Genomic DNA, 12,607 nt, shown 5'->3' with positions numbered 1-12,607 from the left:
CGTATCGCCGACCAACTTAAATCACTGCAGTATTTCCGATCACATAGTAAGGTTTCGTATGAGCGCTAATTTCGAAATGATGGAACACATTGCGGCCTTCTGTGACGGCCTTCGAGGTGGAAATCCGGCCGGCGTATTGGTTGGAAGCGAGCTTCCATCAAATCAGCTGATGCAGGAGATCGCAAAGCACCTCGGCTACTCGGAGACTGTGTTTGCCGCCCCTCTTGAGAACGCATGGGCCGTACGCTATTTCTCGCCGGCGACAGAGATTCCATTTTGTGGTCATGCCACCATCGCACTTGGCGCTTGTCTGGCTCGTCGAGAAGGACCCGGCGAATTCAAATTGAAGCTTAGAAATGGTGATATTGAAGTCACCGGGGACAGTCGGGGCAAGCTCGGTTGGGCCTCATTCGTTTCGCCACCGTCTCACTCCGTTCCCGTGCCTGCCGATCAGTGGGACGAAGCAATGACGCTCTTTAGGCTCAAACAAAATGACATCGGCGACCTACCCCCCGCGCTGATCGACGCGGGAGCGCGACACATCTTTATTCCAGTCGTCAGCCGCAAACTATTGGCAGGCATGAGGTATGACTTCGCATCCGGCCGCGAGCTAATGCAGCGTTTCGGATGGGTGACAGCAATGCTCTGCTATGAAGAGTCCGCGGAGATGTTCCACGTCCGAAATGCTTTTGCATACGGGGGTCTAGTTGAAGACCCCGCGACCGGTGCCGCCGCAGCTGCCTTGGCCGGCTATCTGCGTACCCTCGGATACCCGCCAGGGCAGGAGATCGTCGTGAACCAGGGCGAGGACATGGGTGTCCCTTGCCGGTTGATTGCAACGATCCCGCAAGTTGAAGGCGGGAGAGTGCAGGTCGCTGGATATGCGCGCTCAATAGCGGGACCACTAGGCCTGCATTCCTGGGGCGAGTAGTGGCGTCGGCTTAGTTGCAGGCCCGCGATTTTTTGGGGGCGCAATAGCGTCAGAGTGAGACGGCGCCGGTGACGATTGAGTATGAGCTTGCACCGAGGCGCCGGGGCTATCAGCCCGTGTATAGCGAAGTCGCTCGGTTAACTCGACCATCAGGCGCAAAGAAGAATACTTCGACAACCGTCTTTCCCTGCGCTCCTTCGTAGTTCAGGGCAATGGTGTTGACACCTGTGTAGAAGCGTATCGGTTTGAAGTGAAGGTCGGGCAGGGCCTCGAGGCCTCGCTTCCAATACGCCCTCACCTTATCCTTGCCCTTAAGAGTGCCCGCCGGATCGTTCATGAATTGGACGATGTAAGGCGACGACATCTCGAAGTCTTCCGTGTAGTGAGAAAGGATTCTCTCTAGATCGTGCGAGTTCCAAGCTTCGACCCATTCGTCGACAAACTTTTGAGGGTCAGACTTCATAGATAGGGTTCCTTTCCAATAAGGTCATGCGTCCGTTGCGTCGCCGTTCATAGCGATGTGCATCATCACTTGTCGCCAGCCCTGAGCGCCGTCTGAGCCGCTGGCGTCAAAGGCGCGCTGTAAGTGTTGAATTTGTACCTCACCTGCTCTTCTCTCTAGTTCCTCACCGGACCCTGTCAATCTAACTAGCTGGACCGAGCGATTCAATTCATTTGGTCGTGAGTCAATCAGTCCCTGAGCACGCAGCTGGCGCATTGGTGCGTGGATACCCTGCCGCGTGATGCGCAGACGGTCCGCTATGTCGCCGACCGCTATCTCTCCTGATCGTGCAATCACGAAAAGGATCCTGTTGTGAATTCGAGTCAGGCCGTACGTAGCCAAGATCTCGTCAGGCACGCGAACGAGCTCGCGAAAGGCCAGATGAAAGAGCCAAAGGTCACGATTTTCGGATTGCATTGCGCTGACTTGCAGCGCCTTTGCGTGCAAGTGGACAAAGCGCAAGGATATCAAGGGTTCAACCGGCTTGAACATGTCAACAAGGTTGATATGATAGATGCGGAAGAGCTGCACCGCAACTCGCGCACGTTTTCATCTACGCATGCGACACCAATTCGTCTTGATGCTTCCCGAAGGTGCTCACGACCCTTGCGTGGCGATCACCTTGGATGTCTTGGGCCGTGCGGCCGCGCGGGAGCCATGCGCAGGAGAGCCCCTCCCTAGATTACGAGTCGTATCGGTACGCGGTGGTCCCCTGAAGCTCAGATCAGGCATGACAGTGCCGACCAGCGCCGCGGCCGAGACTGAAGGGCTTCATTGGTCGACGTGGATCGTCCCGGATCTTGGCGATGATGATTCAGTCGCGCGAGGGCTTGCTGCGCTCAACAGCGATGTGTCCCGACTGGCGAGCTTGTTGATCAGCCATCATCGACAAGGCGGGGAGGTGGTTGCGTCTGGGTCGGCGGTGCTCTTGCTCGAGTCGATTGGTCTGCTTAGCGCGACCGATCCTGAGATACAGGAGACGACAGATTCCGGAGCCAAGACACCACAAGGAAAGCATTCACCGCGTGCGATCGTGGTGCAGGGCGCCTTTACGACGTGCAAGAACGCCTACGCGCAGCTAGATCTTCTCATTCACCTGCTTCGCAGGTCATGCGGGACACGTACTGCTGAAGCAGCTTTGCGGCATCTTCTGCCTGGTGGATGGCGGGACCAGATTGACGCCGTTATCCCTGGTGTGATGGCACACGGAGATGCTCTGGTAGACAAGATTGTTAGCAGGATCGGCGATGCGCTCCCCAACGCGCCGCTGATTACCGACCTAGCTCGTGAGTTCTGTGTTTCCCCGCGCACGCTTTCGCGATATGTGCATAAAACCACGGGGAAGAGTACGTTTGCGCTGGTTCAGAGTGTCCGATTACGGCACGCACGCGCACTGCTCGAACGCAGTCGCATGTCAATTGAGCAGGTGGCTGCGGCGGTCGGATACAGCGATTCGACGGCGCTGCGTCGATTGATGATGCGCTCAGCAGGCGTACTTCCAAGCGAACTTCGTCCTACTAAAGCAAACCATTTGACTTGATGCCGGGAGAGAACATGAGTGACTACAAGACGTTAGAGGTAGAGATTCAAGGTCCTGTCGGGACTGTTCGGATGAACCGACCAGCCGCTGCCAACGGAATAGACCTCGTTATGGCCTCTGAGCTGGCACAGGTGGCCGCCACCCTGGATGCCGAAGGTTCCATTCGGGCGGTGATCCTGACGGGAACTGGGAAGTTCTTCAGTGCGGGTGGCGACCTGAAGCAAATGGGCGCTTTGGAACCTGGCGCTGGTCTGCGCGTGAAACGCATGGCGGACGATGTGCATCGAGCCATCTCAATCTTTTCACGGATGAAGGCGCCGTTGGTTGTGGCCGTTAATGGTGTTGCTGCTGGAGGCGGATTTAGCTTGGCTCTATGCGGAGACATTGTGCTGGCCGCGCAAAGCGCGACCTTCACGATGGCCTATTCCAAGGCTGGTCTCAGCCCGGACGGAAGTTCCACATACTTTTTACCGCGGTTGATCGGACTTCGAAAGACCCAGGACTTGATGTTCACAAATCGAAAACTCTCCTCGCAGCAGGCCCTAGAGTGGGGTCTAGTCCACGAGGTCATTCCTGACGCCGAATTGGCGGTAACGGCATTCGACCTGGCGAGTCGACTTGCCAGTGGCGCATCAGGATCGCACAAGGCGATGAAGAAGCTGCTGCTGGCGACGTGGGGTAACGGCCTTGAGACGCAGATGGAGTTGGAGGGACGCTACATAGCGTCCATGGCCGGGTCCGAGGAAGGGCGGGAAGGCATCACCGCGTTTATCGAGAAGCGCCTGCCGAAGTTCCGGTAATTGCTATGCCGACGTTGGTCTACTTTGAAGATCTAGAGGTAGGGTCCGTACACGTGGGTTCAAACTGCACGTGTGACGAAGCCGAGATGCTCGACTTCGCGCTAAAGAACGATCCCTGGCCGTTTCATCTCGATCTAGTCGCGGCCGCGCAGTCGCCCTTCGGCGAGCGAATCGCGAGTGGGGGATTCATCGTCACGCTCTGGTACAGATCGCTGATCGAGGTCTACAACACGAATCATCGTCGCTGGGTCTTTTTGGGCGGATTCGACTGGAAGCTGAAATTCGTTAGGCCCCTCCGAGCGGGAGACTCCGTGCAGGCGCGACTTGTGGTGAAGGACAAGCGAGTCTCCAACAAACCGGGTCGAGGCATTGTCACCTTGAGCACAGAGCTAAGAAGTCAGGAAAGTGAAGTTGTCTGCACGGTGGAGGTAATCGTCATGGTCTCAACGAGGGGTGAGCCGTGAACCCGTTCGAGCTATTCGCTCAGTCGGCGAAGCGATACCCGCAGCGGGTTGCATTGAAAGACGATGGCGAGTCGCTGACCTACGAAGAGGTGCTAACGCGCGTCGAATTGCTTGCCGCGTCTTTGCAGTCGCAAGGAATGCATGATGGGTCGAGAATCGCCATCTTGGCTCCCAACTGTAATCTTGCGCTCGTCGGGGCTTTGGCGGTCTTCCGGTTGGGCGCCGTGTGGGTTCCGCTGAATGTTCGGAACAGCACACAAGACAACATCGGTTACATGAAGCGGTGCAACGTCGACGCGCTCCTTTGGGATTCAGAAACGTGGGATGAGGCGTACGCGATTTCCGCAGGCTTGAGCGAAAGCGTCAGGCTAACTGCTCTCGACTCAAGAGAAGATTCTCGGGCCTTGCATGAGCTTAGCTCAGCTCCTGATCAGGTCTGTGCGATGCTGTCCACTGGCGGGACGACAGGATCACCAAAGGCCGTGATATGGACCAATCGCGTGTTTCAGACGATGGTCTGTAGCTTTTGGATTCACCTTCCTGACCAGACGCCCGGCGTCTATCTTGCAGCAACGCCGCTTACCCATGCGGCAGGCGTCATCGCCTTCTGCCTCTTGGCTAGGGGAGCGACGGTGCTGATTCATCGGGGTGTGAATCCGCCCCTGCTTCTGGCCGCTATAGAAAAGGAGCGAGTTACTCACCTTTTTTTGCCGCCGACAGCGATCTATTCACTTCTTCTACATCCCGAGGTCGCGTCGGGCGACTATTCGTCGCTCCGCTACTTCATCTACTCTGCCGCCCCAATGGCACCACAGAAAATCCGGGAGGCGGTCGATGTCTTTGGACCGGTGATGGTCCAGCTATACGGACAGGCGGAAGTTCCGCTAATGGCAACGGTCCTGACGCCGGCGGAGCATGCTGAGTGTTTAGCTGGGGTGGGCCCCGAGCGTCTTAGCAGCTGCGGTAGATCTACTTTGTTGGTTGAACTGGAAATCCTCAGCCCGAATGGGCATATCGTTCCTGATGGAGAACGAGGTGAGATTGCTATCCGTAGTGATCTGGTGATGGCAGGCTATTACGCACACCCCGCCGAATCAGAGGAAGTGAGCAGATTCGGTTGGCACCACACGGGAGATGTTGGGTACCGGGACAGCGAAGGCTATGTTTACGTTGTTGATCGCATCAAGGACATGATCATTACTGGTGGATTCAACGTCTTCTCGAGTGAAGTGGAGCAAGTTGTGCTGTCGCATCCTGCGGTTCAAGACTGCGCGGTCGTGGGCCAACCTGACGAGAAGTGGGGCGAGGCTGTTACAGCTGTCCTGCAGCTCAAGCCAGGCGCCGAACTTGACATCAATGAAATTCGCGCCATGTGCCGGGAGCGACTTGGCGGAGTAATGGCCCCTAAACACTATTATGTGTGGGATGAGCTGCCGCGCAGCCCAGTCGGTAAGGTCGTTAAGCGTGCAGTCCGAGAGCACTTCTGGAAGGGCAAAGAGCGCCGCGTCTAACGGGAAGTCCTAAGGCGCGTCCCTCGCTCTAGCCACCGATCGGAAACCTAGCCACCGGCGTAGCGCTCGACGGCCACGTCATCGAAGGTTACGCCTGTTCCGGGCGCCTCATCGACTCGAACTACACCGCCTTCTAAGCGCAGAGGCTCCGTCAGAATGGGGTTCCACCAGTCGGAGTATTCCACCCACCCCGCGTTAGGGGATGTCAAAAGTAGCCGGGAACTTATCTCTGGCCACAGGTGGGTGGACAACGTGATCCCGTACGTCTGGGCTAGGGCGCTCACACGGATCCAGCCGGTCACACCTCCTGCCTTCATGACGTCCGCCATAAAAAGGTCTCTGACGCCAGTCTCTACCGCATGTCGGAAGTCCAAAGGGCCCCACCAGTTTTCACCACATTGAATTGGTGTCCGGATCTCGCGACGGAGGCGTTCCAGGCCAGTCCAATCATGAGCGAGGATCGGTTCTTCGATCCAGTGCAGTCCTTCAACATCCAATTGTCTTAGACGGCGGGCGGCCTCTGCCGCACTCAGGCATTGGTTGTAGTCCACCATCAATGAGACATCTGGGCCCACAGCGTCTCTCATGGCGCGTATGACGGCTACGTCTTCGTCCAGACTGGCATATCCTATCTTCGCTTTTACGCCTAGAGCGCCTTGTCGTGCCCACCTCTCGGCTTCCCGGGCTGATCCTTCGGCACCGTCCATGCCGATGCTGCCGTAGTACTTCAACGGAGCAGTCTCGCCTCCCAAAAGAACATGCAGCGCCTGTTCCCGGGATTTAGCAAAGGCGTCCCAAAGCGCCATGTCGATACCCGCGAGTGCCATTCCCGCTATGCCCTGGGTCCCGAGAAGCCGAAATCGAGCATGAAGCGCATCAGATATCGCCGTAGGGGATAGCTCCTTGCCAACGACAAGAGCTGCGCAACCCGTTATGAATTCAGCACACGGCTTTTGCGCGATTGGCGTATACGTGAAGAGGATCGCGTCACCCCGATGCCCCGCCTCGGTAGTGACGGATACCAGCACGAGAGGAGACGCGACCACCGTAACGCTGGCCGTGCGGTGGGGAGCCATCGGGACAGTGACCACCCGGGCCTCAAGAGCTACGATTTTCAAAGCTGGATCTCCCTGCGACAGCGCCGTCGCGTTCATGATCGCCCTAGCAAGATGCCGTCCTTTGAACGGCATGACCACAAGCGAGTCGCGAACCGTATCCGCTATCTGCTTAATTGAAAAGGGCCCGAGCGGACAAGATTACCTTAGGGGTGCGCAGAACCTCGTCGTCTGTCCGAAATGACTCCTTAACTGTCCACTTTCACGTTGGTCGCGCACTGCAGAAGTCGACAGAATCGATCTCCCTTCTTTAAAGTGGGATCAATCGGTGATGGCTGACAGTCTTGTTTCAATGGTGGCGTACTGCGCCATCATGTCGGGAACGCCGGGGCCCAACAACGTCATGTTGGCCAATTCAGGTGCGAACTTCGGGTATCGGCGGACGTTGCCATACCTACTGGGAATTTGCGCTGGCGTTTTTGCCATTACGGTTCTGGTTTGCACGGGACTCGGCGCTGTTTTCACGGCATACCCAGTCTTTCATTCCGTACTCAAGGTAGCGGGTGCAGCCTATTTAGGTGTTTTGGCGTGGAAGATCGCCAATTCAAGTGGCACAGGAGAAGGAGCGACCGCAAAGGCACAAGGCTTTGCGGACGGAGCGCTTTTTCAACTGGTTAACCCGAAGAGTTGGCTGAAAGCCGTCACTCTAGCAACCCTCTTTATGCCGGCCAACTTCAGCCTGCCGACAAGTGCAATCATTGTGGCGATCGTCGGCCTTGCTGTCGCATTTCCCCTTTTGTCTTGCTGGGCCTGCTTCGGGGTGGTTTTGAGGCGGTTCCTAACGAGTCCGCTTCGCCTGAGAATCTTTAACGTTGCAACCGGGCTGTCGCTGTTCGTACTCGCGATAACGATCCTGTTCTGAGCAGACCGACCTTCCAAGCCGCAAGTGAATTACTGAACGCTGCCAGCGGATCATGAACGAGCGAACAGCGAAGATGCGATTCTTCGAGACTGACGACGCGTCCAAACGTTATGTGGCGGGACGAACCTTCTTCCATCCGCTCGCCTTGGCAAGAGTGAAATCGGCGCTGCCGATGAACGTTCTTTCGGATGGGCTAGATGTCGGATGCGGTACCGGCTTGTCCACAGTTGCGCTCCTGGCATTGGCCCGAAAGGTGATCGGCATCGACCGATCGAGAGCAATGATTTCGCGCGCTGCACAGCATGAGAACGTTACCTACCAAGTCGCTACCGCCGAGCAGCTAATCTTTGATGATGGCAGCTTTGACTTAGTTTCGATGTGTCAGGTATTTCACTGGATTGAACCTGGACTCGCTCTACCCGAGCTGTCGCGTGTGCTTCGGTCTCCGGGGTATTTGATCGTGTATGACAACTATTTTCTGGGGAGATCAACGGATGAGAACCAATTTGAGGATTGGTTCCTTCATGGTTTCCTGGAACGTTATCCAACGCCAGATCGTGGCCTACCGTCGGCGAGCCGAGAAGACCTAGCGACGTTTGGCTTTCATCTCGTGTACGAAGATTCGTACGCGAACGACATCGCATTCACCCAGTCTCAGCTCGTCAACTACTTCTTGAGCATCTCCAACGTCATCGCGCAAACCGGCGATGAAATTGGGGTGCATGAGGCCAGGTCGTGGCTGGTCGCGCAGACAGCCCCGTTCTTTGAAAAACAACCGAGTATCAAAATATGTCATCGGAGCCCGATCATGGTGGCAAAGAAGGGCTCCGTTGGCAGTGTCTTCGCCGCCTCATGCGCGGACTGATACGTCTGTTCCCCGACAGTGTTTACCGCTCGCACCTCACATAGGCGCCTCAATGCTAATCGCTCAGCTTTCCGACCTGCACGTGTGCGCGCCAGAGGTCCTATATCACGGCCTCATTGATTCCAATGAAATGCTCGTCCGCGCGATCGACAGCGTACTTGAGCTCGACTTGCGGCCGGACTTCGTGGTCATAACGGGTGATGTCACTGCGGACGGCTTGCCGGAAGAGTACGAGCACGCTTGCGCCTTGCTCGGAAGGCTTCCGATGCCGTGGTACGTCATCCCGGGCAATCACGACAAGCGAGAGGCATTTCGCCAGGCGTTTCGAGGGTTAGGATTTCTTCCGGAAACGGGCCCATTGAACTACGCTGTGTCGCTGGGGAATTTGAACCTGGTCGCGCTTGATTCGACTGACGATTGCAGTCACGCGGGGTCTCTGGACGATCAAACGCTTTTGTGGCTGGAGGATGCGCTCTTGTCGTTTGAGGGTCGCCCAGCGCTTGTAGTTATGCACCACCCTCCGTTTTCATGTGGGATTAGCTATCTTGATGCGTACGGCTGCGTCGACGGAGAAAAGCTTGCCGGCCTAATTGGCCGACACAGGGGTATCGAGGCAGTCTTGTGTGGACACGTCCATCGAAGCATCGTTCGAAAATGGGCCAACACATTGGCAATGTCGGCGCCGAGCACGGCAAGTGAGATCGCATTGCGCCTCAGTCCGCTAGCGACGCCCGCATCGTTTTCGGCACCTGTTGGCTACCTGCTCCACATGTGGAGCCCGGTGAATGGACTTGTGACCCATCTCGTAAGGTCGGGCCTGGCGCTCGACCCCCTTCCGTTTTTTTAGCCAGTCAAGGTTTCGACTATGACGTACAGAAATTTTACCCGGAGGAGAGGTCTCTTTTCCGCTTCCCTTACTCTTGTTCTGCTCTCAAGCAGCTGTGCATCGATTCCTCCCATGGGGTCGCCGAAGTTTCGGTTGACGAGTACTGAGGTCAGCGATGGCGCTCGCTTGGATTCGAAGTTCGAATTCCGAGGGTTTGGCTGTTCGGGGCAGGGTCGTTCGCCAGCTCTTTCATGGAGCGACCCGCCGCGCGGCACCCGCAGCTACGCCGTGACTGTGTACGACCCTGATGCGCCGACAGGCAGCGGTTGGTGGCATTGGGTCGTAGTAAATATCCCGAGCTCTGTGAATAACTTGAAAGGGGGAGCCGGGGAAGAGGGAAACGCGCAGCTGCCATTAGGGGCGGAGCAGGTTAGGAACGACTTTAGCTCCGCAAGCTGGGGCGGGGTTTGCCCTCCGCCCGGTGACTCCGCTCATCGCTACGTCTTTACAGTATTCGCGCTAAAGACCGACCGGTTGGATCTTCCAAGAGAGGCGACTGCCGCACTTGCTGGTTTCATGATCAATTCTCAAACGATTGGGAAAGCGACGATGACTGTGACATATGGTCGCTGAATCGTACTTGCCGCCTGCTTTGTGACGGAAAACCGCGAGGGGCTCGGTCCGAGTGCTTTGTTGAGGCGGCAAGCCTTTGTCGGTTGTTCCGCAGCGCTGGCGACTGTGTTCGCCTCAGCCGCCTGGCAGGTTGCGACGCGACGTGGCGTGACGACCGGCTTTAGCCCCTTGGAACTGGCGATGATGCGATACATCGTTCCCGGCTTAATCATGGGACTCGGGCTCGGTTGGGCTCGCTGTAAGCCGAGCGGGTTGAGCTGGACGCGACTGGGTACGATCGTGGTCGGGGGAGGGGCTCCTTTCGGATTGTTGGTTGCGGTGGGAGCGAGGTATGCGCCGGCGGCCCACCTTTCGATCTTTTTGGCCGGAACGATCCCGCTGCTGACGGCTTGCGGCGCTTGGGCAATCTACCGAGAGACACTCAGTTGCGGACGCGTAGTCGGCTTGGTTTCGATATTTATGGGCATCGTGACGCTCGTGATGTCGGCCGACGTTTCCGTACTCGCGCTGGGCGACGCAGCATTCTTGCTGGCGGCGGTTGGGGCAGCCGCGTATACGTTGGCCTTTCGAAATAGCGGTCTGCCTCCCGCCACTGGCCTGCTGGTGGTGAATGTTTGGTCGGCGCTTGTGCTTCTTCCGTGCCTGTTCTTACAAGTCGATCTTGCAAGAGTGCTGGCCGCGTCCAGGAACGAGTTGCTCTTACAACTCGTGGCTCAGATGGTGCTCGGGGGAATCGTTGGTCCGCTGATGTACCTGATCACTATCAAGAACCTCGGTAGCTCGCGTGCGGCGCTCACCTCTGCCTTGCCGCCAGTTGTCGCCGGAATCGGTGGGCAATGGCTGCTGGGCGAGCCACTATCCGACGCGCTCCTTGCGGCGATGTTCGTGGTTGCCGCAGGGGTGGTACTCGCTAGCGGGGCGGTTTCCGCACCCAAAAAAGTCGGTGCGTAACGATCGTTCGGAGTTTCCGCTGATGCACGCGCCTGCTTTCGCTATTCTTTTGAAGCACTAGGTGATTTCCGCGCCAGCGTACAGCGTGAGCGCTTCTGCGAGCAAATCGGCATCTATTGCTCGAGGCCCGACGCGACCTGAAACGGGCAGTCCGATCCAGTGATCGCACGGCCCGCCGAAGCTGAATTCAATCGCCTTCGCGTGGTGCTCATCCAGGCCACAGGGCGATCGCTGCACCAACGGCCACAAGTCTTCGATAGCCGGGAAACCATAGGGCGTCCGATTTATTCTGATTGGACCAACACTTTTCCATGCGTTCACGCATCCAATTTCAGCGAACTGCGCTGGCTGACGAGATTCGCCGCCAATAAACCGGTCCATTGACAGCGCGAAATCCTTCGGGGAAGACTTACCGAGCGCGTGAATGCATGCCAAGGAGAACTGCAGGAGTGTCACCGGCGCGCCGCGGCAGCGAACGCCTACAAAAACGTCATCAAAGAACGACTCAAACGCGATTTCGCTGGAATCTCCGATGTAGTCGCGGAGCTCCGACAGGTCGACCAGGCGCTTCCGGTCAACTCGCCAAGCATCCTCCCAGGCCCCAGACTTGGCGAACTGACCTGACACCGATGCCGCCACGCGGTCACTGCATAGACTGAGGTTCATGGATCGCTTATTGCCCCTTGTCGGTTTGTGTGAGAGTTCAGCACCAGCGATTCGAACAGATCCCTTGCCACAGGCTTTCGTTTGCCGGCCTCTGATAGGTCGGCAAAGTACTTTTCCCCCGCCAAGCTGACATCGCTCGCGAGGACCAGACGGCCAGAGTCCAAGTAGGGTCTGGCTGCGGCTCTAGTGGATATTGCGACTCCCGCTCCCGACGCAGCCGTTTCGAGCATCGCAAGTGCGTCGTCGAAGAGGAGGTGGCTATCCCCCGAGGTCAACCCCTCAATTCCGAAGTCCTTAGCTCTTGCGTCAAGCTGGGCCAGGCGAAGAACAGATAGGGGGCTGGCGTCTGAGCTGTTGGAGCCGGGCTGTCGCTTCAGTTGCGGTGCACAGACCGCGATCAACATGTCTACAAACAATTGGTGCCGTTGGCTGCCGCGTCGGGGGTGGTGCCCGTAGTGGATCAGGATATCCCACCGGTCAGGGGGAAGCTCGTCTGGGGTCGCGACTGTGATGATGTCGAGCCTTGCGCGCCGCACCAGTGACATGCGATTCTTTAGAAGTGGCAGAAGCCACGATGCGCCTATCGCGGCGGCTGTGGCTAGCCGCACGGAGCTATTTTCCTCGGTGCGTAAGGTCTCTGTGTCGCTCGCCAAACCCAGGAGACCCTTTCTGACCTCATCGACGTATGCTTTCGCCTCCAGCGAGAGCGCGACTCCTCTGCCGTCACGAAGCAGTAGTTCGACTCCAACCCGCTCCTCCAGACTTGCTATGCGGTGGCTGATTCCCGACGGGGTCACGTTCAATGCGTCCGCGGCCCGCTGGACTGAACCGAGCCGAGCGACCGCCTCCAACGCCATCAGTTCATGAATGGGGAGGAGGCTGTGAGAGGGCGTGTCATCGCGCTCGAACTTTTTAGACATGTGCAGAGGCTACTATTCGTA

The 12,607-nt window shown here is 57.3% G+C and carries 15 protein-coding genes; 10 read left to right on the top strand and 5 right to left on the bottom strand.

Translation table 11 applies throughout. The features are described 5' to 3' along the window. The first annotated feature begins 76 nt into the window (after nt 1-76). Nucleotides 77-931: a PhzF family phenazine biosynthesis protein gene (locus ASC76_RS24545; RefSeq protein WP_082549176.1), complete on the top strand. Its 855-nt coding sequence runs from the start codon at nt 77-79 to the stop codon at nt 929-931. 109 nt (nt 932-1,040) lie between these two features. Here ASC76_RS24545 and ASC76_RS10355 read toward each other — a convergent pair whose 3' ends face one another. Together ASC76_RS10355 and ASC76_RS24540 are read right to left on the bottom strand one after the other, a co-directional pair. Further along, nucleotides 1,041-1,394: a nuclear transport factor 2 family protein gene (locus ASC76_RS10355; RefSeq protein ID WP_056465208.1), complete on the bottom strand. Its 354-nt coding sequence runs from the start codon at nt 1,392-1,394 to the stop codon at nt 1,041-1,043. Between the two features lie 24 nt (nt 1,395-1,418). Further along, nucleotides 1,419-1,964 carry a MarR family winged helix-turn-helix transcriptional regulator gene (locus ASC76_RS24540; protein ID WP_082548997.1) on the bottom strand — a complete coding sequence of 182 codons (546 nt, stop codon included), beginning with the start codon at nt 1,962-1,964 and terminating at the stop codon, nt 1,419-1,421. A 199-nt stretch (nt 1,965-2,163) separates the two neighbouring features. Between ASC76_RS24540 and ASC76_RS24535 the strand changes: the two genes are divergently transcribed. From ASC76_RS24535 to ASC76_RS24530, 4 genes are read left to right on the top strand one after another with little or no spacing between them, the layout of a single operon-like run. Next, nucleotides 2,164-2,973: a helix-turn-helix domain-containing protein gene (locus ASC76_RS24535; RefSeq protein WP_162247099.1), complete on the top strand. Its 810-nt coding sequence runs from the start codon at nt 2,164-2,166 to the stop codon at nt 2,971-2,973. A gap of 14 nt (nt 2,974-2,987) precedes the next feature. Further along, complete coding sequence (locus ASC76_RS10350; RefSeq protein ID WP_056465207.1) at nt 2,988-3,773, top strand: enoyl-CoA hydratase/isomerase family protein; 786 nt, start codon at nt 2,988-2,990, stop codon at nt 3,771-3,773. A 5-nt stretch (nt 3,774-3,778) separates the two neighbouring features. Continuing rightward, the gene (locus ASC76_RS10345) at nt 3,779-4,237 is read left to right on the top strand and encodes a MaoC/PaaZ C-terminal domain-containing protein (protein ID WP_056465206.1); all 459 of its coding nucleotides are present in this window, start codon (nt 3,779-3,781) and stop codon (nt 4,235-4,237) included. Beyond that, nucleotides 4,234-5,748: a class I adenylate-forming enzyme family protein gene (locus ASC76_RS24530; protein WP_082548995.1), complete on the top strand. Its 1,515-nt coding sequence runs from the start codon at nt 4,234-4,236 to the stop codon at nt 5,746-5,748. The genes ASC76_RS10345 and ASC76_RS24530 overlap by 4 nt, the downstream gene beginning before the upstream one ends. A 47-nt stretch (nt 5,749-5,795) precedes the next feature. Here ASC76_RS24530 and ASC76_RS10335 read toward each other — a convergent pair whose 3' ends face one another. Then, nucleotides 5,796-6,902, bottom strand: a complete 1,107-nt coding sequence (locus ASC76_RS10335; RefSeq protein ID WP_200947127.1) for an enolase C-terminal domain-like protein — start codon at nt 6,900-6,902, stop codon at nt 5,796-5,798. 232 nt (nt 6,903-7,134) lie between these two features. On the opposite strand from ASC76_RS10335, the gene ASC76_RS24525 reads away from it, so the two are divergent. The 5 genes from ASC76_RS24525 to ASC76_RS24505 are packed head-to-tail and all read left to right on the top strand — an operon-like array spanning nt 7,135 to nt 11,000. Continuing rightward, nucleotides 7,135-7,725, top strand: a complete 591-nt coding sequence (locus ASC76_RS24525; RefSeq protein ID WP_082548994.1) for a LysE family translocator — start codon at nt 7,135-7,137, stop codon at nt 7,723-7,725. 52 nt (nt 7,726-7,777) lie between these two features. Continuing rightward, nucleotides 7,778-8,590 carry a class I SAM-dependent methyltransferase gene (locus tag ASC76_RS24520; RefSeq protein WP_082548993.1) on the top strand — a complete coding sequence of 271 codons (813 nt, stop codon included), beginning with the start codon at nt 7,778-7,780 and terminating at the stop codon, nt 8,588-8,590. 52 nt (nt 8,591-8,642) lie between these two features. Then, nucleotides 8,643-9,437 (top strand): phosphodiesterase, encoded by a 795-nt coding sequence (locus tag ASC76_RS24515; protein ID WP_162247097.1) that lies wholly within the window; start codon nt 8,643-8,645, stop codon nt 9,435-9,437. An 18-nt stretch (nt 9,438-9,455) separates the two neighbouring features. Further along, entirely contained in the window at nt 9,456-10,049 is a 594-nt protein-coding gene (locus tag ASC76_RS24510) for a YbhB/YbcL family Raf kinase inhibitor-like protein (RefSeq protein WP_082548991.1), read from the top strand. Nucleotides 10,050-10,070: 21 nt separating this feature from the next. Beyond that, nucleotides 10,071-11,000 (top strand): DMT family transporter, encoded by a 930-nt coding sequence (locus tag ASC76_RS24505; protein ID WP_082548989.1) that lies wholly within the window; start codon nt 10,071-10,073, stop codon nt 10,998-11,000. Nucleotides 11,001-11,057: 57 nt separating this feature from the next. On the opposite strand, the gene ASC76_RS25230 is transcribed toward ASC76_RS24505, so the two are convergent. Together ASC76_RS25230 and ASC76_RS24500 are read right to left on the bottom strand one after the other, a co-directional pair. Continuing rightward, nucleotides 11,058-11,666, bottom strand: coding sequence for a hypothetical protein (locus tag ASC76_RS25230; protein WP_157615493.1), 609 nt, complete (start codon nt 11,664-11,666; stop codon nt 11,058-11,060). Beyond that, on the bottom strand, nt 11,663-12,586 hold the full coding sequence (locus ASC76_RS24500) for a LysR family transcriptional regulator (protein WP_082548988.1): 924 nt from the start codon (nt 12,584-12,586) through the stop codon (nt 11,663-11,665). Before ASC76_RS24500 ends, ASC76_RS25230 begins: the two co-directional genes overlap by 4 nt. Between the last annotated feature and the right edge of the window lie 21 nt (nt 12,587-12,607).

Origin of the sequence: Rhizobacter sp. Root404 (assembly GCF_001425865.1) — a bacterium.
Lineage (GTDB): Bacteria > Pseudomonadota > Gammaproteobacteria > Burkholderiales > Burkholderiaceae_C > LMDS01.
This window is presented reverse-complemented; position numbering and strand designations above follow the sequence as displayed.